The organism is Actinotignum saccati, from assembly GCF_051265055.1.
Taxonomy (GTDB): Bacteria; Actinomycetota; Actinomycetes; order Actinomycetales; family Actinomycetaceae; genus Actinotignum.
In genome coordinates, this window is the sequence record NZ_JBOZCC010000008.1 from 38,473 (window position 1) to 62,817 (window position 24,345).

The following is a 24,345-nucleotide window of genomic DNA, read 5'->3' on the forward strand; positions in this document are numbered from 1 at the left end:
TCGGAGCTACATCTCCATGACCCGTCAGCACCGAGCTGACACGCCGCGGGCGGCTTGATCGCACTCATCAAGCCGCCCGCACTTTTATTAGCGTTTTATTAGCGCCTTCGGGCGCCCGGTAAGCTCGCTACTCAGCACGCCTCGTGCGCTTTATCAACGCGACCCGCATGCCTATGAGTGCGCCTCCCTAGCTTCCGCGATCCGGTTGCACAGCGCGGCCACGGCATCCTCGTCATTGGAACCGATCTCATAAGCCGAAATATCCTTGACCGCCGCCACAGAATTGGACGGGCAAATCGCCACGCCCACTTCGCGCAGCCAGGGCAGGTCATTGGCGGAATCGCCGATGCCGGCGGTGCGAGCAACCGGAACGCCGAGCCCTTCGAGGATAGTGCGCAGCGCCACCCATTTATCGGTAGCCGGGCTGGTCACCTCGATGGTGCCATCATAGGAACGCGCCGCATTGGGGAATTCCGCCGCAAGATCGGCGCGGATACGCTCGTATTCGGCATCACTGGCGAAAAGCGCCGCCTTGAGGCGGTCCTCGCGCGGCAGTTCCTCCAGGTCCGCCACGATGGGCTGCTCGCCTTCGTTGCGCTCGGCAAGCACCCGCACCGCTTCGCCGTCTTCCTTGGCGAAAAGATGGTCGCGCCCGAAAATAACCAGCTGGAGGTTGTGCTTGCGGCAAAAGTCGAGGATGCGTGCGTAGAGTGCGTCGTCCATGGGTTCGTACGACGCCGCACCCGCCACACCATGCGCATAATCTCGCACAGAGGCTACCGCCATCGCGCCGCTGGCCGCGATAAGCGGTCCGTCAATATTGGCACGCTCGTAAATTCCCACGGTAGCCGGGTATACCCGGCCGGTCGCCACGATAATAGCGACACCGGTGGCATGCAGCCGGGCCAGCGCGGCGATCGTGGCATCGGAAACGTGTTTGTCATTGCGCGCCAGGGTGCCGTCCAAATCGAGGGCCAGCGCGTCAACGGTGAGAAGGTCTGCGGGAAGCTCAGCTTCCAGGTCCAGATGAATAGCCATATCTCCACGGTACGCTACTCGCGCGCGCTCCGGGAGGGGCTGCGCCGCCCGCGGCCCTTGCACCGGGCAACCGACCTGCCCGAACGCACCCGCAGTCCGCGGCGCACCCGGCGCAGCTACCGGTGACTAATCGTTTCCTTCCCGTCCTTCCCGTAAATTTCCACCAGCTGCGCGGTGGCTGACTGACCATCCGCGGCCACCTCCGTGATATCAATCGTCAGGGCCAGCTCACCCCAGGCCGGATCGGGGCTGGCCGGCTTGGGAGTTTCACCCGGCCGGGTCACCACCGCCGGGTCCACAGTTTCCAAGCCCAGCTCCTGGGGCGAATAGCTTTCCAGGCCGGCGATAGTCACCCGCGCCCCCCCGCATTGGGGCGGGGAGCTCTCCAGGAACACATCGCACATGGTGGCCACGCCACCCGAAATAATAACCCCGCCGCGCACCTTCACTTCTCCGGTGCCGTGCGCGATAGCCTCAGACGGGAACTGAGCGGTATCCCCGGGCGCGCCGGGGAGGTGCGTGGCCGGTGGCTGCGGCGTCGTACCACCACTGCATCCACCCAGACCCGCCACGCCGCAGAGCGCGGCCACCGCTCCCGCGGCCCAAGCCATTAGTTTCGTGCTCCGCATGTCACACCTTTCGTTTCTGGGTCCGTGCCCCGCGCGAATCCGCCCGCGCCTACTGGTAGCTCACAAAAGCCGGGGTCGGCTCCACCTGGGTGTAGGTTTCCTCCGGCGTGAGCATAGGTTTGTCCTCATCGTAGAAGTTCTTCCAGCCCCATGCCACACCCGCGGGCGCGTGGCTGTGCAAGGTGCGCCAGGTGTCCTGCTTGGCGGCCTGGCTGCCCTGGCCGTCGGCGTGGATCACCAGCGCGACTTCGGCGCGGGACTGGTCGAGCTGATCGACGTCGCGCAGCATCTGCACCTGGAACTGGTGCAGGATCACGACTTTCTGCGGCAGCTGATTCTCCCGCACAAAATCGGCGAGCCACCTCACCGTCTCATTGACCTCGGCGATCTCCACGTGGCCGATGCGCTCCAGCGGAAAATCATCCGGGCCCAGGCGCCATTCCGGATCCAGCGCGATGCCCACATTCGGGTAGCGCAACAGCTTCTCATAGCGTTTGACCTGCTCGGGGAAGCTGGAACGCCCGGGCTGGAAATCGAGAACCACATACTGCCCGTGGCGCGCCGCCGCCTCAATATAGGGGATGAAAATATCCGGATCCCATTCGTGTGAGAAATTGCCATCGTCACCGGCCTGCCCGGCCGCCACCGTCACGATGAGCTCCATCGCGGGGATCACCGTATCCTCCGTGAGCGCGCGATAAGGCTGGGCATGCATATCGGCCCGCGCCGCGGTTTCCTCCACGCCCTGCTCGCCGAGCACCCCGAGCGCGGCCGTGACCGGCGAACCGTAGAGCGCCACGTAGCGCTTACCGTCCAGCACCAGCTGCCCGCCGCCGGGCAGTTCCGTTCCGGTGCGCGCCGCGGCCAACTGCCAGGAAAGATTCGGAAGGTCGACGCCGAAGCTGGCCACCGCCGCCTCACCTCCCGCGAGCGCCTGGATAGTTGCACTGCTTGCGCGCGGATCAGGACTTGATTCGACGACGGCGCCCCCTGCCGCGCGCACCGTGGCCAGGGTCGCAGGATTAGCGCCGTCGGTCACGACAGGGAATGACGCGGTGGTGGCCGGCAGGTAGTGGAAATCGGACGGTGCGGGATGTGCGGAACCGGAAGGCTGCGCGGTGCCATCGGGCTGGGCAGATTCAGCGGGCGGCGCGGATTCCCGACTCTCCGCGGGCTGGTACTCTTCGGCTTCGCCATTCAACCAGGCCGGCTTCGGGGTACCCACCAGGAGGGTATGCTGCACGCCGAGCCGCTCAAATTCCGCGGCGAGGGTGCTCCCAGCAGTCGAGGCTTCGGGCTGAGTCTCCGCGTTTCCCACCGGGAAAACCGGTACGCCCAGCGATTCGGCTAGCTCGCCGGCCTGTTCCACGGAGCCCGGGCCGCTCAGCACCGCAAGCTGAGCACTGGCAAAAAGCGCGGCGGAAGCGGCGATGGCACCTTCCGCGTCCGTGGCGGGAAGTACCAGGTCCGCAGTCGGGGCGCGATGCACAGCAATAGGCCCGCGCTCCTCGACGCTCGGCTCGCCGCTACAAGAACTGAGGCTGAGAGCTAGCACAAGGGCCAGCACGGTGAGCAGGCCAAACGCGGCCGGGTGCGCGCGGCGGGCAGTGTGCGAATCCGTGAATGGCGTGGTGGCGGTGCTGGGTCGACGGTGACGATGCGGCACAAAACTTCCTTCCTTCGGCGCCTTTCCAGGGTAGCGATTATGCGCCGCCCGCGCATCCCCGCCTACCCCGAAAGCGGCTCCTCACCTACTTCCGATTGATAGTCGGCGAGGAGGACTGCCGCGAAGGCGGCGTCGTCGGAATTAATAGAACGGAGCACGCGGGCCGGAACCCCGCCGACGACGCTCCCCGGCGGGACGTCGCGCAGCACCACGGCACCGGCGCCCACCACGGAATTTTCGCCGATGGTCACGCCGCCGGCGATGGAGGCGCCCATGCCGATCCAGACGTTATTTTCGATGGTGATGGGGCGGCCGTATTCGAGGCGGGTGGCGCGCAGAGCTGGGTCGATGGGATGCGAGGCGCAGGAGATGGTCACGTGCGGGGCGATGAGCACCCCGGCGCCGATGCGCACCGGGCACAGGTCCAAAATCACCGCGCCGGTATTAATGAAAGACCCCTCCCCCAGGCTGATATTCACTCCGTAATCGCACGTGAAGGGGCGCACGATCTGCGCTCCGGCCCCGAAGCCGCCGAGGAGCTCGCCCAGGATTTCGGTTGCTCGGGCACTGCCCCAGGCAGCCTCGGCATTGAATTCTTCCAGCAACGCGATGGCGCGTTCGCGCACCCGGGCTTGCGTCGGCCCCCAGCGGTAGAGCCGACCTTCCACCATGCGCCGCCATTGCACGTCTGTTTCTTCGCCCGGAAGCGGGCAGCGGGAACGTTCGGGCAGCTCGGAGACCTGCGGGCGGGCAATATGGCGCGGGTTGCGGGGTGTTTCGGGCATTTTTCTTCCTTAAGTTTGATGCGCGGGAAAGACGGAAAAGTAGTACGACGACGCCCGTGTGGGGCGAGTAGTGACCTACCCGCCCCGCACGACCCCGGAGGAGTGCAATTCCGGAGATTGGTAACCCCAGCCTGCATAGCCAAGCCCATTAGCCTTGGCACGCTGTTTTACGCTCAGCGTGAGCAGTCCGATGGCATCACGTAGTGGGCTTACCTCAACGAGCCTCCTTACTTGGTGGACTTGATCATGGCAATAGCTACGCATCCCACCAGCGCGAGAACAATACTCGCCGGGAAAATCGCATGGTAGCCAGCGATACCGATGACAGCAGAGGCAATCAGTGGGCCGATAATCTGCGATCCGCTTTGCGCGAGATTCAGAATTCCTAGATCCTTCGCGGCAGTCTCTGGGTTCGGAAGGACTTCCAAATTCAGCGCCTGATCAACGGCATTGAACGCGCCGTTACCGATACCAGCTCCGACAATTGCGTAGGCAATCATTGCCCACGGATATGGGAAAATCCATGGGAAAACTAAACCGATAGCAATTAGGAATGCCGACACAATTACGGGCATCTTCCGGACAGCAAGCTTGTCGGAGAGCGGACCAATAATGGCCGCAACGATTACACCCACCACCATCAGACATAGAGACATGATCGTGATAGTCGATTGTGTTGTACTGTCGTCCGCACCAATGTAATCGGTGAAGATATACAGCTGATAACCCGTAATCGCGAATCCAGCTGCCAAGATAAACAGGCGCCCAAACAGTGCCAGGTAGAAATCCCGACAATGTTTGGTCGGAAACATGAAATTCGTAAGGAAAGTCTCCTTATTGAAGTTCTTCTTCGGCATACTTGCGCTAGACGGCTCCCGAATAATCGTTGCTGAGATCGGTGCCGCACAGAACACTAGAACGGCCATGACGATGTATCCCATTCGCAGATCCTTAAGGAACTGCGCTCCAATGAGCTGACCCGAAGCCATGCCCACCGTAAAACCTATGGCATACATTGCTGAAATTGTTCCGCGGAATTTAGGAGCAACCCGATCAGCAATTGTTGCTAGCAGCGGCGCGACAAGCGAATTCAAGAAGACCTGATAGACACACCAATTGAGAATCAGAAGTGGTACTGACGGCGAGTAATACACGAGCATTGTCGCCGCGGCAGTACCGATTGACCCCACCCACAACCAAGGCGTTCGTTTACCGAACCTTGATCTAGTCAAGTCAGAAAAAGCCCCGATAATGATATTGGCGAGAGTTGCCGTCACCATCGCAAATGTTGCGAGGGTCGCAACAACCACTTCCTTTTGATCAGGTGCAATCTCGACAACCTTGGCAGGAAGTAAAAGAGCATTGATCCCCAAGTACGGCACGATCCAGAGGAGCGCACCAATTGTGACGCCAACACCTACTCGGTAAGGCGGCTTGGTTTGCCCGCTAAAGGGATCTTTTGCGTGCTCTGATACTGCGACAGGATCCGCACGATTCTCTTTCCGCTCCATTTCAGTTCCTTTCGGGAATCTCGACGGAGAGAGCCAAAGCGTCTGGGGCACCGCGATATTGCGCAGCCTCAAGTACTACCCCGGTTGGGAGTGGGTCGAACTCCGCTGACTGTTCGTTCCACTCACACAGTGGCCACAGATCGATATCTATCGTCGTTGTCACCGATTCACCGGGCGCCAGCAATACTGAAGTGAATCCCAGCAACTCGCGCACACCACCGGAAACAGAACCGTAAATCTGGACTACTCCATGAGCTAGTCGGTACCCATCGTTACCGATAGTTACACGAACCTTACCCGTAGTTTCGCTTGCGCTAACAAGCTCGAAATCGCTCAACGAGAAAGTGGTGTACGTTAGGCCCCATCCGAGTGGGAAGAGCGGTTCCTCACCTATCTCATCTAGGAGCCTCGACCCGAACTTATCGTCATAAGTAATCGCTGTGGCGTTAATATCAAGAGGCGCAGTATGCTCCTGCTTCTTCGGCATTACATAGGGAAGACGTCCACCCGGAGCGCGCTCACCAGAGAGTACAGCACCCAGCGCGTTACCGCCTTCTTGTCCCGAATACCACGCGAGCATGACAGCCGGAACTGAATCAATCCAATCGGTCATAATAACGGCGCCCGCCGTCACCACGGAGACTACAACCTTTTCGTTCAGATCCACGACCCTGCGAATAAGGTCGGTATCTCCCTCCGGAAGCGCAAGGCTAACGCGATCACCACCAGCAGTCGCGCCGCCAACAACAGATTGGCCTTCAGCACCACTCTTGGCGAAAGCTTCCGCAATACGCTTCTCTTCTTCCGTCACAGGTTTGGGATACAGCTTAAGAAGGTCATCACGCTGCATCACGGTACCATCAACAAACTCGCCCTCTTCTAGCGCTGTATACCCAACAACCGCGATTACTAAATCAGCGGCCCTAACCTGAGAGTCGAACTCGTCAGAGTCCACGTCAGCCAATACAACATTTGCAGCGGGGAAACTCCTTTTAATACCCTCATAGGGTGTGACCACGTACGGAGCATCCACCTTCGAGGAGCCGTTATCACCAGTGTTGGCAAGATCTGCAAGCCTTCCAACAACCAAGATAGTGCCCGAGAAGTCCCGCGATACCGGCAGCAACCGCACACCATCAATCGAATCATTTTTCAACAAAGTCATCGACTGTACGGCCGCATCAAAAGCCAGTTTTGCGTGTTCGGGGGACGCAATAACCTCCTTTGAAGGCACCTCACCTAGCTTTGCGTAGTGCTTCAGAACAGTACGAATAATCCGAATTCCAGCACGCTTTACCGCTTCCCAGCTTGTTTCGCCATTTGCAATCCGCTCAAGCATCCCGTCTTTACGCTGTTGCGCAAAGGGAGCTTCAATATCAAGTCCTGCCTCCAAAGCCTTCGCCGGATCGCGCATGCCCCATACAAAATCGGTGATAACAAAACCTTCAAAGCCCCAGATATCACGGAGGATTTCGGTAAGCATCTTCCGATTCTGACCACCCCATTCGCCGTTTACAGAGTTGTAGCAGGACATAACTGACGCAACCCCGGATTTGATAATCTTTCGGAAGTGCGGCAGATAATGCTTATGTAGATCCTTATCAGAACACGTTACGTCTACAGAGAAGCGCGCATTTTCCATGGAATTCAACGCATAGTGCTTAACACAAGCCATCGCATTCTTCTGGATACCCTTGGCAAACGCTGAGCCCATATTGCCGAGGATCACCGGTTCTTCCGAATAGGTTTCTTGGGCGCGCCCCCAGGCCGGGTTCCGTGGAAGATTGACACACACTCCACCAAAGAAGTTTCCACTATTGGCTCGAACCTCTTCTCCGATGGCTTCACCAACTCGTTCTTCCAAGTTAGTATCCCAAGTAGCTCCGCGAGCCATCGAAACTGGGAAGGCCGTGGCAGTTCCAACAGCGCATCCACGCGGACCATCGATGAACCGGATACCCGGGAATCCGATCCTCTCTACGGCACCCATAACAAATGGTTGCGCGTTGTAGCCAACATCGGGCCCCATCATCGCATCGATACCCCGCCAGAACGGCACACTGCCCTGCAGTAAGGCAATACGTTCATCTTCCGTTAGTGCATCGTAAATATCATGCGCGACCGCGTTTGCGGACCCACCATTCTTTACGTCGGATACATAATCGCTAAATTGCTTAGCCTTCACGATTCTCACTCCTTTGTGAATTGGACGATTAGGTATTTCTTGTTATCCATTTATGTCTTCTAATTAGTGGCCAACAAGGGCCCGTGTCGCTCTCGCGTCCTCGCGAGGGTTTCCGTACAAGGCCGGTTCCGCAGTACTTCAAAACAGGAACCTCCTTTCTTCGACTGCGGACACCGGCGATTAGCCAATAAGGTGGCGCATGGCCTGCTGGTAGAGCTCAACGTAGTGGTATTCGCGCGCGGCCAGGGCTGCGACGTCGAACTTCTCCGCCCGCACATCATCCAGGCTCTCGCCTTCCGCCACGGTCGGTTCGGCCAGTTCGGGAACCGAGGCAGCTTCCATGATTTCCTGGGTGCGCGGGTCGGCGCGGAAGGCCTTCGCCTTCTCCGCGAGCATGAGGTACATTTCCATATTCGCGGCCGCGGATTCCCACACGCCTTCCAGACCTTCGGTGCGCGAGGGCTTGTAATCGAAGTGGATGGGGCCTTCGTAGCGCGGGCCGCCATTGGAGAAGCCGTTGACCAGCAGATCCACCGTGAAGAAGGCGGAGGCTAGATCGCCATGACCGAAGCATTTGTCCTGGTCATAGCGGGGTCCGGCCTGGCCGTTGAGGTCGATATGGAAAAGCTTGCCGGCGTTGAGCGCCTGCGCCAGCCCGTGGGTGTAATTGAGGCCGGCCATCTGCTCATGCCCGGTTTCCGGGTTGAGGCCGACGATATCGCCATTATCCAGCTCCGCAATAATGCCGAGGGCATGGCCGATGGTGGGCAGGAAAATATCACCGCGCGGTTCGTTCGGCTTGGGTTCCAGGCCGATCTTGAGATCGTAGCCCTTCTCCTTAATGTAGCCAGCTACCGTATCCAGGCCTTCCTTGTAGCGTTCGAAAGCGGCATTGAGATCCTTGGAGGAATCGTATTCGGTCCCTTCACGCCCGCCCCACATTACGAAAGTGGTGGCGCCAACTTCCGCGGCCAGATCCACGTTGCGCAGGATCTTCTGGAGCCCGAAGCGCCGGATCGAACGATCGTTATTGGTGAAGCCGCCGTCCTTGAAGATGGGATGGGAGAAGGTGTTCGTGGTGACCATTTCAATGGTCAGGCCATTGGCATCGGCAGCTTCCTTGACCTTGCCCACCCGCTCGGCACGCTCAGCGTCGCTGGCGTCAAAAGCGAAAACGTCATTGTCATGGAAGGTGATGCCCCAGGCGCCCAGCTCGGCAAGCTTTTCCGTATAGACCCACGGATCGAGGGCCGGGCGGGAATCCCCGCCGAAGGGATCGGTTCCGGTCCACCCCACGGTCCACAGACCGAAGGAGAACTTATCTTCTTTTGTAGGCTTTCTCATTATTCCTCCTTGCGTAGCCGAACTCCTTTGTTCTACCTCTAAACTAAGGGGGCGAAAACGGTGCGTCAAGGGGGCGAAAATCAAGGCATTTTGATTCGGCTCAAAACAAAGCCTAAGCCAAGCTTATTGTGAGGCGATTCACATAAGGCTTATGTGGTTAGACGCCAGGGAAACCACTCAGGTCCTCTATCAAATCATTAAAAATCCATAGACAAGCGCCTATTGCCGCCGATATCTCACCCTTTCGATTCACGATGAGTTCAATATCTTTCCAATGCGACGAAAGCACACGGTACTTCAATTCAGCTTTAAGAATCGTCTCGAAACATGGATATAAATCTACGAAAGTACCGCCAAAGAAAACCGTGTCCAGATCAAGAAGATTTAGCGTATTCGCGAGCGCTAGCCCTAGGGCGAGAGCTCCGGCGTCCATCGCATCCCGAGCAGTTTCACTCCCCTCTCGGAAAAGCTCAATTAGCTTCGACAGTTCGGTACCTTCAGGAAGACCTGCATTTCGCACTAATCCCGATTCGCCAACATACTGTTCTAAACAACCATTAGAACCGCAGTTGCATTTCGGTCCTGATCGGTCGACACAAACATGTCCAAACTCTCCAGCCCAACCATGAGAGCCACCCAGACGCCGGCCTTTTTCATACACCGCAGCACCAACACCAACCTCACCGGAAACATAAAGGAAATCCCTATAGTTTGACACTTTTCCGGGAGCTGTGTGGAGAACAGAGTATCCCGCAGCATCAGCCTCGTTAAAAAGGCGGAATCCCTCAAAACATCTTGGCTGGGCAAAGGATAATTCTTTCATCTGAACGCCCGTCCAGCCTAGGTTTGGGGCAGTCAATACCGTTGCACCATCATCGGCAATCAAGCCCGGAACACAAAGCCCGGCGCCGAGAACTTTGACAGCTTTGGGTCGCTTCCATTGCCCGTAAATCTTCTCGAGCTCTTTCAATGCGCCACTTGGACCTAAGTGACGTGTACTCATTTTTTTGATTTGCGAGTAGAGGAGTTTTCCGGAAAGGTCCATCACAGCGACAGACAAATAAGCCACATTGACTTCACAACCAACGACAGCATGCCGCGCGGTACGGGGAACAAGAGGGGATGCGGGACGCCCGATTGCGGATTTCACCGGTGGCAGTTCGCTAATAATGCCGTAGTCAAGAAGTGAATCCACCAAGCGCGAGACCGTGGCGCGAGTTAGACCGGTGGAAGCTGAAACATCGGCACGGGATGGGGGGACTTTACTGGAGAGGATCGTCTTTAGGACAAGTTTAGTGTTATCCATACGGAGCGAGGTGGGCGTTTTACCACTTTTCCCCATCAGCTACCCTCCCGTGTCGTTTTGACAAACTACTAGACAGCATAAACCGCCTGGCGGTTTTTTACGATCACCCCATTCCTAGCGAGTAGCCGAGCTTCTACCGCATCCGAACCATTCTTCGTACGGCTCGGTCTCCTTTCGCGTTTCACAGCAATACAACAATCACCTTTTATTATTGTCACGGCAACTGCAAGCCCATGAGGCAATTCCTTGTTTCGACGACATGAAAGGGTAAAGGGTTGCTTGATAAGCATGATAGAGGTCTGGTTGCCCTGGCCACGTGTAGGTTACAGGGGTATTGCTCCTGTCAACTTCATGGAACCACCCGCCACCGGACCTGTCTACAATTGCCGAATCAATCCAACGCCAAATACGTTCGTACAGCTTAGATAGTCCAGCATCCGGGTTCTCCTCGTACAGGAAGCGAGTAGCGCCAGCTCCTTCGGCGGGTGGCCACCAGAATTTTTCCGTAACCACAGGCGATCCATCCCAATCAACGGTGTAAACAAATCCCCCCTCTCGGGTCCACCCGTCTTCGAATGCTCCCTTCACAAGGTTTTTCGCCGCTGGGAGCATCCAATCCTGCTCAATTCCTGCACCACGAATTTGCATAAGCAGTTTCGCCCACTCCAGCCAGTGTCCAGGTTGCGATCCGTAAGGACGGAACGCATGTCGCGGATCGTCACGGTTGTAGTCACGCAACGGATGCCATTCTTCATCGAAGTGCTCCGGGATGCGCCAACTTCCTTGTTCGCTAGATACGGCCTGCCCCACCGTATTCTCTGCAATACGACTAGCACGTTTGAGGAATTCCTTATCGTTTGTAGCCTCATATGCAGCTAGAAAAGCTTCAGTCAGATGCATATTTGCATTTTGGCCCCGATAGGCGTCAAGGTCTGTAAATGTCCGATCATAGGCTTCGACGCAGCGTCCCTCGTCATCAAGCCAGTATTTCGTATCGATTAAGTCGATGGATTCTTCGAGTAGTTTTACCGCACCGGGGATGCCCGCAAGAGTTGCCGAGGCGGCAGCAAGCATAATATGGGCTTGACCGTATAGCTCTTTCCGATCCGATGGGGTATTACCTCCCACGGTGGCATACCACCCACCATATTCGCTATCTTTGCCCGGCCCATCTAAGTAAAAACGCACGCCTTGTTCAGCCAGTTTTTCCGCGCCTTGCCGACCGAGCATTGCGGCGACCGCAAAACAGTGGATCATTCGCGCCCCGAGATACAGTTCAGCACCCCGTTCAGGCATAGGGTTGCCATCTCGATCCAGATAAGCGAACCCCAGATCCGATGACTGCCACACCCGCGGCTGGAAATGATCCAAAAGCCTCTCGCGCTCACATAAAAGGTACTCCTGGTGGGTTACATCAGAAAACGCTGGAGTTTCAGACGAATTTAACTGCGATGAGAAAACAGGCATCGTGTCGACTTCCTTGTCCCTAACGACATTGACCCCTCTATTGTATTCCACTCGAGCCTCTGTCGGGCAAAAGACAAAACATTAGTTCCCGGCGGCAACAAACACTGATAGACTATTTCTTAGTTAAAGCTAACGTCACCCACAGAATAGTCAAAGGAGACATAGTGGCACTTGTAGCGGGTGTAGATTCTTCTACTCAGTCAACAAAAGTTCTCATTGTCAACACAGATAACGGCGCAGTTATTCGGATGGGCACTTGTCCCCATCCTTCAGGAACCGAAGTAGATCCTAACGAATGGCTTACAGCTTTGAGAACAGCTATCCAAAAAGCTGGTGGAATAAGCGACGTATCTTCCATTTCCATCGCCGGCCAACAGCATGGCCTGGTCGCATTGGATGCGAACGGCGATGTTATTCGGCCCGCGCTTCTCTGGAATGACACGCGTTCCGGGCCAGGTGCTGCCGCGCTTGTTGATGAGTTAGGGCCCGAATTTTGGGCAAAAGCAACCGGTTCCGTTCCCGTCGCTTCCTTGACAGTCTCCAAACTCCGTTTTCTCGCCGATAGCGAGCCTCACAATGCCGCTCGGATCAAGGCGATATGTCTACCTCACGACTGGTTAACATGGAAATTATCTGGGTCAACAAGGCTATCTGAACTTACAACTGACCGCAGCGATGCATCTGGGACAGGGTATGTAGACTGCTCAACTGACGAATACCGCTATGATATCCTGGCGCACGCTCTACACATCACCACCGAAAAAGCTAAGGATATAATTCTTCCCCGAATCGTTCCCTATAACCAAAGCGTTGGAACTGTCGCACAGGAATGGATAACCGACAAACCTTCCAGTCAACAAATTCTAATTGGCCCCGGAATGGGTGATAACGCCGGATCGGCATTTGGTCTTAACCTTCAAACTAACCAGGCATCAATCTCCATCGGAACCTCCGGCGTTATCGCGACGATTTCCGACACCCCTATTCAAGATCCTCGTTTCGGTGTTACCGGATTTTCAGATGCCACAGACAAATGGCTACCGCTTGCCTGCACCCTCAATGGTGCCCTCATCCAGGACTACTTCCGCAAGATCCTAAACGTGAGCTTTGAAGAGTTAGGCACCCTTGCCGAACGAACACAACCGGGAGCCCAAGGCATTACCCTGGTTCCTTATTTCCAAGGAGAAAGAACACCCAATCTGCCTTACGCAACCGCGCATATCGCGGGGCTCACCTCTCATAATTTCACACGTGAAAACCTCGCCCGTGCGGCCTACGAGGGTCTTGCTTGCCTAATGCGCGGGGCGCTCGAAGCTCTTCGCGGCGGAGGAATATCAGTCAATGGTGCCATGCTTATCGGCGGAGGCGCACAATCAGAAACGCTCAACCAGATTCTTGCGGATGTTCTTGAAATTCCTATTAGTGTTCCGCGAACTTCCGAATACGTCGCTAGGGGTGCAGCGCGGCAAGCCGCCGTGGTTGCGGGTATTCCTGAGAATACTAACTCCTGGTCCCCAGACATTACCCAAACATACAAGCCTCGAGAGAATGAAAGCGTCTGGGAACGCTATCGAGCCGTCTCCGAGTCAATTCGTAAAAGCTACCCGACTTTTCGTCCTGAATCAGCCTAACTGTAAATCGCAATAGCGACCGTACTAATTCATCCTTTATCAATACGGAGAACGTGGGACATGATTCTTTCTTACAATCACACTTCCACACGTGGACAGGTTACGTTAAAAGTATCTACAATCGGTGCAACCCTTCTCAGCTATCAAATAGATGGGACCGAGTTTATAGACGGTTATCTCAGCGAAGATGAGTTGCAAACACAAGATGGTTTCAGATCTGCAGTGTTGGTGCCCTGGTCAGATCGACTTTGCGACGGAAGATACTCTTCCGCTATCTACAAGGACGATGGTGTAGGTGACCGTCCACGCATTGGTCAGAGCCCCGCTCCGTTCGCTGCCGATCACATTTTCTCGGCAAAAAACCCGAAGTATGAACCTGGCATTCACGGTCTTGTTTACGACAAAGATTTCAAGGTTGTCGAGAACAGCTCCGAAGCTCTTAGGTTAGAGCTTCATCTGGAATCCGAGCCTGGATACCCCTTTGAACTACTAATCTCTGTAAGTTTCGAGATAACACCCGACGGAGACCTCGTCACACGAATAAGCGCGCAGAATCAATCTCTGCTCGCCTGCCCAATCTTTATCGGTTGGCATCCATATTTTCTTCTTGACGGCCCTCTAGGGCAAGCCGACCTGCGCATATATGGATCTTCAGTAGTGAAAACCGACGACGACCTCATTCCACTTCCAGGAAACGCTGCATTTAAACCGATACAAAGTCCCGCGCCTGGGAAAGTCTCGACCTATGCGGACGTGGGGTACACCCACCTGAAAAACCTCCAAGATATTGAGCACTGCAATCCCCCTACAGGTGCGATTACATCGCTTGACGGCAAAGCTTCGAGGGATTTTTCGGGTTATGCCCATCTGAACACCGGGAACCGCTCAATTCACATGTACGTGAATTTTGGAGCCGATCTTCCGTTGCGCACATTCCATGTGTTCACCGGGCATAACCTCAAGCGAAATCCTCTTACTTCAATTGCCATCGAGCCATGTCAGGCTATCGTTAATGCCTTCAACCGGCATGATGTCGGAAATAAACTTGTACAACCAGGAGATAGCAGGCAAATGCGTACTCTCATCCAAGCCAGGATTGAAGGATCGGCTTCTACAACCGACCCGATGTGCAGTTAAATTCTTCCACCGTCACGCTCAAATGTGGTCAGTGCTTCAATTGAGAGTGGATTATTTACCAGCATCTCGGCTACTGAGAGTGAGATCGTAACATCATCTGCACCAGCTGCAAACGCCGCTGATACATCTTCAACTTTCCGAAGCGACGCCGCGAGGATACGAGTTTTTGTCTCAGATAGAGTCCGAGCCATACGTTTGAGCTCCAATTCCGGATCTTTGCCAATGTCACGCATTCTGCAAAAATACGGAGCGAGTCCCCACACCCCTATTTCTCCAGCAATGGCAGCCTGTGTAGAGTCATAAACCGCCGTAAGCAGCACTTCATGTCCTTCGTTGGTCACTTTAGCCGCAACAGATAGCCCCTCCAGCGTCGCCGGAATTTTAACCACAACGTCATCGCCTAGACTTAGAATTTGACGAGCAGACTCCTCAATGTCACTCTCGGTACACCCTGCGGTTTGGAAGAATAATCGATCAAAACCAAATTCTTGGAGAGTGCGATAAAGCTCTGGGATATCCTGCTGGCACAACCCCTGCCGCGCCAAAATGGTAGGGTTCGATGTCACTCCAGAAAAAACTCCTGTTGATGCATACTTACGCATCTGCGCGCAATCGGCACTGTCAAAATAGATCGCCATCTTATCTCTCTCATTCGTAATTGCTATCCGGACCGTTTTGACGTATCGGCAAAGAACACTCGTGTCATAGTGAGCTACGCTCGACAGCTCATTCAGAGACGTTACCTTTTCTTCAACGACAATTTGCTTTTCTACTAGCTACCATATCGAGATAACGCGAGAATCTGTCGCTTCGCCCGCGCTCAGCTTTCGGCGTAAATGTAGATGAAATAGTAGGTCGAACCCGAGCCCGAACGGCGTCAATCGAATCACCCGTCATCACCGCCAACGCCTGGACACACGCGCCCCTAGCAGTTGCTTCTGTCAATTCTAGACGCGAGACCGGCTCACCCATAAAGTCTGCCAATAACTGACAGTAGACATCCGATTTTGCACCTCCACCCACAGCAACATTTACACCGTTGATACCCGAACCTAGAGCCCGTATTTTTCTTGATCCGGCATACAAACCCATTACAACGCCCTCGAAGGCAGTGAAGGCTAGATCCTCACGTGTCGTACCGTTTGTTAGCCCCTCAAGCAATCCGGTTGCGTTCGGTATCGACGGAGAACGTTCACCATCAAAAAATGGAACCAGCAGTGGCGTATTACAAGAAACGCTCATCGATTCCGCCAGGTTGCCTAGCTCCTGAACGGATACTCCTAGCCATTTCGCCACCGTATCCGTCACTTTCGTCGAGTTGAGCGTGCACGTTAATGGTAGCCAACCTCCTGTGGCATTACAGACTCCGTCAACATCTCCAGAATAATCGCGAACAGGAGTAGGAGATGAACTGAAAGTGACTCCCGATGTGCCAATTGAGAAACACATATCGCCATCGTCGAGACCTATGCCGACCGCACCAAGATGCTGGTCGCCACCCCCAACCGCCACAATGACATCAGAGGCAAGTCCTAGTTCTACGGCCGCTTCAGGAGATATTGAGCCTACAGCCTCCGACGGTTCGAGAACATCGGGGAAAACATCATGCCAAGATCGGGAAGGAATCCCCTTCCCTTCCTTCCCAAACGCGTTACTTATAACGTCAGACACCAAGTCGAAGAGATAGACGTTTCTCAAACCATCGAAATAACCAGTCCCAGAGGCCTCGCTCCGGTCTGTCACAAATTGACCAGTTAAGCGATAGGTAAGGTAATCATGCGGAAGCAAGATTTTAGAAATCCGCTCCAACGTATCTACTTCATGACGCGCGAGCCAGAGTAACTTTGAAACCGTATGTGCAGCATTCGGAACGAAACCGACTTTTTCTACCCAGAATTCTTTACCATACGTTTCAATGAGCATCTCTGCTTCAAGTGCAGAGGTCGTGTCATTCCACAGTTTCGCCGGTCGAATGACTGTGCATTCTCGATCTAGAGGCACAAGTCCATGACACTGACCTGCAACTGAGATAGCTCCAATCTTGCGCACTTCAAGACCACGCGCATGGAGGAGGTGCATCCCTTTTACTAGAGAGTCCCACCAGGTCTCCGGATTCTGTTCCGACACTGGTGGGTGAGTAGCCGGTAGCGGATTTGACACGCAATCAACTACGTGAAACGTCTCCACATCCCGCACTTCTAAGGTTACGGATTGGGTTGAACAGTCAATCCCAAGGACAAAGGACACTTTCATTGCTCCAATCTGTTGAGCTCTTCAGGTGCCGTCTGCATTTTTCCAACTGCGCCCGCCGGATGAATTTCAAGCGTTTCTTTCCACGATCTCTTACGTAAACGCATAAGCACATAAGCCAACGCATCACCCCACACCCCGGAAACCAGCGTTGATCCCATGGCGATAACGTTACCCGGATCCGCTTGATCGGGCGTGTGTAAGAGGACAGTTACATCAGCCAGTCCAGCAAGTTCCGAAGACTCGTTCTCAGTCAATGCTACAATTTTCGTTCCCTTTTCTCGCAAAATCGAGCAGAGCTGATTAAGCTCGTCGGATCCGCCTCCTTTAGAAATCGCAAAAACAACATCGTCTTTGGTGATAGCTCCCATGGTGCCGTGGAGACAGTCCATCGGATGAAGGAAAACCGCTGGCGTACCAGATACGGATAAAAGATGAGCCATTCGGCGCCCGGCATGTCCAGAAGTTCCCGCTCCGGTAACTATAACTTTTCCTGTCATACGCAAACATAAGTCTGCCACCTCTATAAAAGAGTTGTTCAGCAACTGCGCTACTCCAGCAACCGCCCTAGCTTCCCGTTCAATTTGTTGACATGCAGCTTCCAAAACAGCCTGGTTTTTCATATTCTATTCTTCCCTGAGTGAAGGTGGGGTGCGAGGGCCACGGTTGAGCAGCCTCACACCCCACTATCTTTTGAACCTATTCAGAAATCTCTTGCCACGCCATCTCACGGAGCCGCGTAACGTTTAGATCCCCCGCAGGAACTCCCGATTGGACAACTCGGCCATGCGCGAAAACAGTCACATCATCGCAAAGCTCAAGAATCTCTTCTTCCTCGGACGATACGACCATGACAGCAAGGCCCTCTTCATGCGCGAGTTCCCGGACGATTCTATGAATTTCAGCTTTGACACCAATATCCACGCCCTTTGTTGGCTCGTCTAGCATCAGAATCTGCGAGTCTTCCATTATGACTCGAGCTAGGAGGACTTTCTGCTGGTTACCACCAGAAAGCGACTCTATCGACGCCTCAACATTACCTCGCACCTTTAAAGCGTCGAACTGTTGTTTCGATGCCTTCCGTGCCCTCCTGCGGTCAAGGAATCCAGGTTTAGAGTACCGGTCCGTAATTGGGAGTGTTGCATTTCGATAACTATTTAACTGAGGAACAATCCCATCAAGTTTCCTTTCCTCTGTGAGATAAGAAAACCCAGCTTTCTGCGCGCTTTTCGGGTTCTTAGGCTTATACGGGTCCCCATTAACCGTAAATTCACCCGACTCATATTCATCAGCCCCGTAGATACAACGCATGGCCTCGGTCCGCCCAGATCCGATTAACCCGTAGAACCCATGGACTCGACCCGGATAAATATCGAACGACACACCTTTATGGGCTACTGAACGCAGATTCCGAACAGAAAGTGCAGGTACGCCTTCCGGCACCTTCCCTTGCCGTCCACGAACAGTAGCGCTAGTTTCAACGGATACATCTGTACCCGCATTCACTTCACCGGCGATCGCGGTTACAACCTCTGCATGCGAAACCTCGTCCGCCCTTCCCGAAATCCTTACCTTACCGTCAACGAGAGCAACGATTTTATCGGCCACGGCGTACAGCTCATCAAGTTTGTGGTTGACGAGTACAATCCCGATACCTTCCTTTTTAGAAAGATCACGCACCCACTCCAGGAAACTCTCTACCTGATCACCTTCGAGCGACGTTGTTGGCTCATCCAGGAGCAAATAGCGCGTGTTTCGAGTTGTTGCAATAGCAATCTCCATCAGTTGCCGAGTCGCAACGGGGTAGCTACCTACCTTACGATCAACATCAACATCAATTCCGTATTTCTCCATAAGAGACCTGGCGGATTTTCGCATAGCTGACCGGTCGAGGTTAGGGCCTTTCCTAACTTCTCTCCCTAAGAACGTATTCTCGGTCACCGAGAGATTAGGAAGAAGGGAAAGCTCCTGGTAAACAGTAGCTACCCCGTGTGAAAGGGCATCTGAAGGGGAAGCGAAGGTTACTCTCTCCCCGTCCACTTCAAGGTAACCATCATCATTACGGTATGCGCCTGAAAGTACTTTAAGCAGAGTTGATTTTCCCGCTCCGTTATGCCCGACGAGCCCCACGACTTCGCCAGGGTGAACCGTTAAAGAAACACCGGAGAGAGCGGGTGTACCCGCAAAAAGCTTCCAAATATCGACCGCCTTGAGGGACCGCTTGCTCCCCGGCGTTTCCAACGTTGTCATCTTTTACCCCAATTCTCCTTCACCAGGGGTTTGGCCCTTCTCGAACTGCTTAAGCGACTGCAAAAGCTCACTCTCAACAGACTTACCTTGCTTATATTCTGCGATTTGTTGCACCAGGATGCGTCCGTACTCTTCAGGCTCCTGGGCGACGCAACCGGGGTAAGCATCAGTGAGGGTTTCACCAGCGGCACAAAAACCGTAGACCTTAATGTCCTTACCAGATGCCTGGACAGCCTGCAGTGCACCATACGCGGCAGGGCCAGTCGACGCGAAAATTACGTTAATGTCAGGATTACCCTGAATCATCGCAGATGTAACATTGAGTGAATCATCTGGTTTAACATTGCCGTCGACTTCCGCAACGTCCTTGGCATTCGGGTTGCTCTTCATTTTTTCCCGGAATCCAAGATCGCGCTGAACCACAGGCAATTCATCCGGTTCAGTAACGTACCCAATGTTCAGCTTTGCGTCGGCACCAAAATCGGCAAGAACCTTCTCTGCCATCTGGACGCCACCCTCATGGTTGTTGGCGCCCACATACTGAACGACACTCGCACCTTGTGCGTTTAATGCATCAGGATCGACAATAATATTCACAGTGAACACCGGCACCCCGGCATCATTAGCTGCCTTGACGATTGCAGCCGCGGGTTCGGACTTCACTGGGTTAAGCGCCAAAGCACAGGGATTCTTCTGCAACATAGCCTGAGCTTGAGCAAGCTGGTTTGCATCGTCGTCATTGGCAATCTGGACTTCAACATTGAACCCCTTCGCCTTGCCTTCTTCTTCAAATCCTCGCTTCATTGCGACGTAGTAAGGATTCTGCTGGTTAGGAAGCAACACTGCGAGGTATGGATTCTCAGCGTTACAAGCTTCAGGAATCTGAACGCTTGCCTTCCCGGTTTCGCCAGTGCCACCACTATTTTCACCGGTTCCGGTATCGACTCCCCCGCAGGCTCCCATTGTCGCGGCAAGAGCCGTCGCGCCAATAGCTGCAAAGAGCTTCTTTTTCATGTTTTTCTCCTCTGTTTTCCTAGACCTCGTTGTCTCGGTCATGGGTTTGGATACTTTTCTTCCCACCGGGCATTCCAGCAGGTTGTTTTTGTGAATGACTAATTTCGGAATTGGTCGTATCCGCAGATGCATGCGATGCCACCGACGTAGCTTGCTGCTTCTTGCGGAACAGCTTCGAGAGGGACAGCTGCTGGCGATTAGTATCGAGAAGAACACCAACGAGAATAATTACGCCAATGACAAGCGGCTGCCAATAAGAATCCACTCCAATAACGTTCATTCCATTGGAAACTTCTGCGATCAAAATGGCACCAAGGAACGCGCCGAGAAGGGTACCGACACCACCGAAAAGCGAAACGCCACCAACAACTGCCGAAGCGATTGAGTAGAACTGCTCAGTACCCGATCCAGCTGTCGGATAGCCGACCATAAGGCGCGACGTAACAATGATTCCCCCGAACCCAGAACAAATACCGGAGATTACGTACACTAGAATGATGATCTTTCCATTATTAACACCGGCAAGACGGGCCGTTTCTTTGTTGCCGCCAACCGCGTAAATATGGAGACCCGTTTTTGTCCGGTGCAAGAACCAAGCGAGAATAACCGCAGCAATAAGCACTAAAACCACCGGAATAGGGATGCCGAAAATACTCCCTCGGCCGAAGAATGCGAACATTGGATCAGCGACAGTTACTGACCGGGCTTGCGTCAGGATCTTCGGAATTGAAGCGGAAATCCCAAAGGTAGCAAACGTGACGATGAATGCTGGCATTTTCCCAAAATGAATAAAAACGCCGTTGAATACGCCAACGAGAGCACCAGTCACAATGGCCAGCAATGCGGCAAGCCACCAGGGAAGACCTCCCTGCATCGCCAGCGCTGCAATCATTCCAGTCAACGCGATATTGGATCCCACCGAAAGGTCAATACCACCAGTTAGGAGAACAAATGTCTGCCCCATTGCAAGGAAAAGCACGACCGTCCCATTGAGCAGGAGAACCTGCATGTTATTCATTGTGAGGAATGCTGGAGAAAGCAGCGCCATAATAGCACCCACTATCAGCACAACACCAAAGATTCCCGCCTCCTGCGGTACGCGGAATTTTTTCATTACATGCTCCTTTGCATGACTTCGCTTTTACAGATCGAGAGACCGGATGCCTACTGCCAAAACTTTCCCGGATCTATTGAAGATAGACAGTCATCTGACCGTTGCAAGATATTTTTCTGCAACCTCCTCAAATCTCTCGATAATAAAAGAGTCGTGTTTCGCTTGGTACTGAGACCGGAGACGTGGAGTCCATGCCGGAGGATCGTCTCCTCCCATATAAGTCCATGCCGCCTGTCGTGCCGCGCCATCGGCTGAGTAAGCTGAATACTCAGGAACGCTCACAGGTAAACCGAGCACTGATGCGGCTATCCGGCGCATAGCTGGCGTACGCGACGCCCCACCTACCAGTGTTATACCGGTAACCTCCACACCAAGCCTTCGAAATGCGGAAAGACCTCGAGCTACACTCGCTACGATTCCTTCATATGCCGCACGCGCGAGATTCGGCGCCGTGAGGTTTCGTGATGACACTCCCAAAACCGCTCCCATTCCTTCCGGAAGCCGCGGATTTCGCTCTCCCGCGAAATATGGAATCACCACAAGGCCTTCCGCCCCAGGCGCGGCATTAAGTGCGGCACGTGAGAGTTCCTCTAGCGTCATTCCAAGTAGAAGGGCAACGTCATCGAGAACACGGCTCGCATTAAGCATTCCGACTAAAGGAAGATACCGTCCAGTCGCATCCGCGAAACCAGTAACCTGACCAGTCCTGTCCTTAATCGGACTGTCCGAAACCAAGGAAGTAACACCAGAAGTTCCTATAGAAACACACACCTCACCGGGAGGTAAATCCAGCCCCAGCGCCGTGGCTGCGTTGTCAGCGCATCCGGGACCCAAAACGATTGCCTCGCCTTTAGAATTCAGTTCTCCTACAGATTCTGCTTTTCCAACAACACGTGGCAAAACGAGTCTCTTAGATAATTCACTTCTTGCCGCCAAGTCAATTAGGTCGTTGCGGTACTCGTTCTTTTCCGCGCAGTAGTAACCGGTGCCCGAAGCCTCCGAGCGGTCTGTAACGAGTTCCCGAATATCCCGCTTTTTCTCTAGGCCGTCTCGGGAGTCGTCAGCACCCATAAGTTGCCACGTGAGCCAATCATGAGGCAATGCAATGGCACATAACTGTTTGAATAGCTGAGGCTCATGATCAACGAACCACCTCAGCTTCGAAACTGTCAACGACGAAACTGGCACGCTTCCGACGCTGTCAGCCCACAGCTTACGTCCCTCAGAAACATCGCCTCGGCCTAATTCTCTAATCAGATCTTCGGCATCTTCCTTGGAGCGATTATCGTTCCAAAGAATCGCTTGACGCAGGACATTCCCGTCAGCGCCTAGACCAACGAAACCATGCTGCTGTCCGGCAACAGACATCGCCACTACATCATCTAATCCGCCAGCAAGTTCGACCGCTGAACGATATGCTTCCATCCATGTCCGCGGATTGGTCTCTGTCTTAGTGCGGAAAGATGCAGTTGCGCCGCGAACCAGCTCACCCGTTTCCAGATCACGAATTACTACGTGGCAGGAACGTGTAGACAAGTCAATACCAGCGACATTGCTCTTTTTCATTGCACCTCCAACCCCAGCGTTAGATTTTGTTGCTGTTTGCAATATACCCGTCCAGTTGCATTAAATGCAACAATGCGCACGTCGACACTTCTGTGTCACGCGCCACAAGTTCGGCTGATAGCGTCCTCTATCATTAAGTGGTGATCAACCCTTTCGGAACATCTACGGAGACTTGCTGTGCGAAAAGCTGCTGAGACCTCTCACGGTGCTGTCCGCAACCAAAATTTAGCTTCTTTAGCAAGCCGGATTATCTTCACCAATTCAGCCCCATCAAGGGCGGATCTAGCCCGCTCAACCGGATTAAATCGGTCCACTATTTCACGACTAGTTGACGAGCTTGTTAACCGTGATATCGTGCGGGAAAACGAAGTTTATGTCTCTGGCCCTGGCAGGCCCGGGGCGCCCTTAACGCCAGCCCCAAGAACATACTGCGCCCTCGGGATCAATGTTTCCGCTGAAGCGGTAGAGGCATCTCTAATAGATCTGACGGGAAACGTGCTGATCGAACGACTAATTGACATGCCCCCAGACTCAACCTCTCAAACCCTCGATGATATTGCCGCAATTCTGCGATCCGTATCAACGCAATGCAACGTTGCCGGACTCTCGCTCAAGGAAGTTGTAATCACGTTTCCCGGAATCGTAGATCCAGCCACCTCCACCGTAGTAAATTCCACCCCCCTCGGTTGGATAAACGTCGAATTATCTCGAATTGTCGAGGGAATAATTGATTGCAATATCGTCATTTCCAATTCCACAACAGCGGGAGCGAGCGCAGAAACGGTCTATCTTCACCGTAATGACGAGCAGCTTGATAATTTTCTTTACGTCAACCTCGATTCAGGCATCGGCGCCGTACATATATTGGACGGAGCACTTTCACCCGATAGCACCGGCTGGAGTGGGTCTTTAGGTCACATCTACGTTTCGGATCAAGCACGCATTTGCACCTGCGGACAAAACGGCTGTCTTGAGGCATTTGCTACCAGATCTGCAATTGTTGCAGCCAGCAACCTACCGACTGAAACAACGATTGGAACCCTTGTTTCCTTGCTTAAGCGAAACGAAACCCCTGTTACCAAAGTGGTCAAGGAAGTAGCTACCCTAATCGGCCGAGCAGCTGCTAGCGCAATTAATCTGATCCACTCCCCTACTTTGATTTTTGGCGGGCAACTCGCCGATATTTACGATTTTTTGCTCCCTAATATCCAAAAGGAAATTAGTTCCCGCGTGATTTGGAGTGGTCAGGCCCCTTTGGATATCCGGGCGACCCTCGCTCGGGGAGCACCTCTTTCCCGCGGCGCTGCCTGGTTAGCAATCGCCAACTTCTTAGGAAGGCCCGAAACCTGGGATAGGGAGCACACAGATCACGACAATCCGGTAGATGCCTCTTCACTGCCAGAAATCCAGTTAAATATCGACACATAATCCATTTACTGAGTAGACGCCAAG

Annotated in this window: 19 protein-coding genes; 3 read left to right on the plus strand and 16 right to left on the minus strand. The window is 54.0% G+C overall.

Features of this window, described 5'->3' with window-relative positions:
* Window positions 1–171 precede the first annotated feature (171 nt).
* The 9 genes from ACRQEC_RS07335 to ACRQEC_RS07375 all read right to left on the minus strand — a co-directional run bounded on the left by ACRQEC_RS07335 (window position 172) and on the right by ACRQEC_RS07375 (window position 11,931).
* On the minus strand, window positions 172–1,038 hold the full coding sequence (locus ACRQEC_RS07335; protein WP_016442293.1) for a Cof-type HAD-IIB family hydrolase: 867 nt from the start codon (window positions 1,036–1,038) through the stop codon (window positions 172–174).
* A 116-nt stretch (window positions 1,039–1,154) separates the two neighbouring features.
* Window positions 1,155–1,667, minus strand: coding sequence for a hypothetical protein (locus ACRQEC_RS07340; RefSeq protein ID WP_155875813.1), 513 nt, complete (start codon window positions 1,665–1,667; stop codon window positions 1,155–1,157).
* 49 nt (window positions 1,668–1,716) lie between these two features.
* Window positions 1,717–3,333 carry a hypothetical protein gene (locus tag ACRQEC_RS07345; RefSeq protein ID WP_016442291.1) on the minus strand — a complete coding sequence of 539 codons (1,617 nt, stop codon included), beginning with the start codon at window positions 3,331–3,333 and terminating at the stop codon, window positions 1,717–1,719.
* Between the two features lie 62 nt (window positions 3,334–3,395).
* Window positions 3,396–4,118, minus strand: a complete 723-nt coding sequence (locus ACRQEC_RS07350; protein ID WP_016442290.1) for a sugar O-acetyltransferase — start codon at window positions 4,116–4,118, stop codon at window positions 3,396–3,398.
* A gap of 227 nt (window positions 4,119–4,345) precedes the next feature.
* Window positions 4,346–5,629, minus strand: coding sequence for an MFS transporter (locus ACRQEC_RS07355; RefSeq protein WP_016442289.1), 1,284 nt, complete (start codon window positions 5,627–5,629; stop codon window positions 4,346–4,348).
* A 1-nt stretch (window position 5,630) separates the two neighbouring features.
* On the minus strand, window positions 5,631–7,814 hold the full coding sequence (locus ACRQEC_RS07360) for a glycoside hydrolase family 3 protein (RefSeq protein ID WP_016442288.1): 2,184 nt from the start codon (window positions 7,812–7,814) through the stop codon (window positions 5,631–5,633).
* A 180-nt stretch (window positions 7,815–7,994) separates the two neighbouring features.
* Window positions 7,995–9,158, minus strand: coding sequence for a xylose isomerase (gene xylA / locus ACRQEC_RS07365; protein WP_016442287.1), 1,164 nt, complete (start codon window positions 9,156–9,158; stop codon window positions 7,995–7,997).
* Window positions 9,159–9,315: 157 nt separating this feature from the next.
* Window positions 9,316–10,500 (minus strand): ROK family protein, encoded by a 1,185-nt coding sequence (locus ACRQEC_RS07370; protein ID WP_016442286.1) that lies wholly within the window; start codon window positions 10,498–10,500, stop codon window positions 9,316–9,318.
* 162 nt (window positions 10,501–10,662) lie between these two features.
* On the minus strand, window positions 10,663–11,931 hold the full coding sequence (locus ACRQEC_RS07375) for an AGE family epimerase/isomerase (protein ID WP_284890312.1): 1,269 nt from the start codon (window positions 11,929–11,931) through the stop codon (window positions 10,663–10,665).
* A gap of 164 nt (window positions 11,932–12,095) precedes the next feature.
* Between ACRQEC_RS07375 and xylB (ACRQEC_RS07380) the strand changes: the two genes are divergently transcribed.
* On the plus strand, window positions 12,096–13,562 hold the full coding sequence (xylB, locus tag ACRQEC_RS07380) for a xylulokinase (RefSeq protein ID WP_016442284.1): 1,467 nt from the start codon (window positions 12,096–12,098) through the stop codon (window positions 13,560–13,562).
* Window positions 13,563–13,622: 60 nt separating this feature from the next.
* The gene (locus tag ACRQEC_RS07385) at window positions 13,623–14,699 is read left to right on the plus strand and encodes an aldose 1-epimerase (protein ID WP_016442283.1); all 1,077 of its coding nucleotides are present in this window, start codon (window positions 13,623–13,625) and stop codon (window positions 14,697–14,699) included.
* Here the strand turns inward: ACRQEC_RS07385 and ACRQEC_RS07390 are convergent.
* The 7 genes from ACRQEC_RS07390 to ACRQEC_RS07420 form a co-directional block, all read right to left on the minus strand.
* Complete coding sequence (locus ACRQEC_RS07390; protein WP_016442282.1) at window positions 14,696–15,337, minus strand: transaldolase family protein; 642 nt, start codon at window positions 15,335–15,337, stop codon at window positions 14,696–14,698. The two genes, ACRQEC_RS07385 and ACRQEC_RS07390, sit on opposite strands and share 4 nt — an antisense overlap.
* Before the next feature lie 112 nt (window positions 15,338–15,449).
* Complete coding sequence (gene xylB, locus ACRQEC_RS07395) at window positions 15,450–16,952, minus strand: xylulokinase (protein ID WP_016442281.1); 1,503 nt, start codon at window positions 16,950–16,952, stop codon at window positions 15,450–15,452.
* Window positions 16,949–17,572 carry a KpsF/GutQ family sugar-phosphate isomerase gene (locus tag ACRQEC_RS07400; RefSeq protein WP_016442280.1) on the minus strand — a complete coding sequence of 208 codons (624 nt, stop codon included), beginning with the start codon at window positions 17,570–17,572 and terminating at the stop codon, window positions 16,949–16,951. The genes xylB (ACRQEC_RS07395) and ACRQEC_RS07400 overlap by 4 nt, the downstream gene beginning before the upstream one ends.
* A 76-nt stretch (window positions 17,573–17,648) precedes the next feature.
* On the minus strand, window positions 17,649–19,199 hold the full coding sequence (locus ACRQEC_RS07405; RefSeq protein WP_016442279.1) for a sugar ABC transporter ATP-binding protein: 1,551 nt from the start codon (window positions 19,197–19,199) through the stop codon (window positions 17,649–17,651).
* A 3-nt stretch (window positions 19,200–19,202) separates the two neighbouring features.
* Entirely contained in the window at window positions 19,203–20,213 is a 1,011-nt protein-coding gene (locus tag ACRQEC_RS07410) for a substrate-binding domain-containing protein (RefSeq protein WP_016442278.1), read from the minus strand.
* A gap of 19 nt (window positions 20,214–20,232) precedes the next feature.
* Complete coding sequence (locus ACRQEC_RS07415; RefSeq protein WP_016442277.1) at window positions 20,233–21,327, minus strand: ABC transporter permease; 1,095 nt, start codon at window positions 21,325–21,327, stop codon at window positions 20,233–20,235.
* Window positions 21,328–21,417: 90 nt separating this feature from the next.
* Window positions 21,418–22,893 carry a xylulokinase gene (locus ACRQEC_RS07420; RefSeq protein WP_016442276.1) on the minus strand — a complete coding sequence of 492 codons (1,476 nt, stop codon included), beginning with the start codon at window positions 22,891–22,893 and terminating at the stop codon, window positions 21,418–21,420.
* A 177-nt stretch (window positions 22,894–23,070) separates the two neighbouring features.
* On the opposite strand from ACRQEC_RS07420, the gene ACRQEC_RS07425 reads away from it, so the two are divergent.
* A complete protein-coding gene (locus ACRQEC_RS07425) occupies window positions 23,071–24,321 on the plus strand; it encodes an ROK family transcriptional regulator (RefSeq protein ID WP_016442275.1) in 1,251 nt (416 codons plus the stop codon).
* Window positions 24,322–24,345: the final 24 nt, after the last annotated feature.

Excerpts from the sequence above, each read along its gene's own strand:
- ACRQEC_RS07335 (WP_016442293.1), bottom strand. The coding sequence starts at position 1,038 with ATGGCTATTCATCTGGACCTGGAAGCTGAGCTTCCCGCAGACCTTCTC.
- ACRQEC_RS07385 (WP_016442283.1), top strand. The coding sequence starts at position 13,623 with ATGATTCTTTCTTACAATCACACTTCCACACGTGGACAGGTTACGTTA.
- xylB (WP_016442281.1), bottom strand. The coding sequence starts at position 16,952 with ATGAAAGTGTCCTTTGTCCTTGGGATTGACTGTTCAACCCAATCCGTA.
- ACRQEC_RS07370 (WP_016442286.1), bottom strand. The coding sequence starts at position 10,500 with ATGGGGAAAAGTGGTAAAACGCCCACCTCGCTCCGTATGGATAACACT.
- ACRQEC_RS07405 (WP_016442279.1), bottom strand. The coding sequence starts at position 19,199 with ATGACAACGTTGGAAACGCCGGGGAGCAAGCGGTCCCTCAAGGCGGTC.
- ACRQEC_RS07415 (WP_016442277.1), bottom strand. The coding sequence starts at position 21,327 with ATGAAAAAATTCCGCGTACCGCAGGAGGCGGGAATCTTTGGTGTTGTG.
- ACRQEC_RS07350 (WP_016442290.1), bottom strand. The coding sequence starts at position 4,118 with ATGCCCGAAACACCCCGCAACCCGCGCCATATTGCCCGCCCGCAGGTC.
- ACRQEC_RS07410 (WP_016442278.1), bottom strand. The coding sequence starts at position 20,213 with ATGAAAAAGAAGCTCTTTGCAGCTATTGGCGCGACGGCTCTTGCCGCG.
- ACRQEC_RS07340 (WP_155875813.1), bottom strand. The coding sequence starts at position 1,667 with ATGCGGAGCACGAAACTAATGGCTTGGGCCGCGGGAGCGGTGGCCGCG.
- xylA (WP_016442287.1), bottom strand. The coding sequence starts at position 9,158 with ATGAGAAAGCCTACAAAAGAAGATAAGTTCTCCTTCGGTCTGTGGACC.
- ACRQEC_RS07375 (WP_284890312.1), bottom strand. The coding sequence starts at position 11,931 with ATGCCTGTTTTCTCATCGCAGTTAAATTCGTCTGAAACTCCAGCGTTT.
- ACRQEC_RS07355 (WP_016442289.1), bottom strand. The coding sequence starts at position 5,629 with ATGGAGCGGAAAGAGAATCGTGCGGATCCTGTCGCAGTATCAGAGCAC.
- ACRQEC_RS07400 (WP_016442280.1), bottom strand. The coding sequence starts at position 17,572 with ATGAAAAACCAGGCTGTTTTGGAAGCTGCATGTCAACAAATTGAACGG.
- ACRQEC_RS07420 (WP_016442276.1), bottom strand. The coding sequence starts at position 22,893 with ATGAAAAAGAGCAATGTCGCTGGTATTGACTTGTCTACACGTTCCTGC.
- ACRQEC_RS07390 (WP_016442282.1), bottom strand. The coding sequence starts at position 15,337 with ATGGCGATCTATTTTGACAGTGCCGATTGCGCGCAGATGCGTAAGTAT.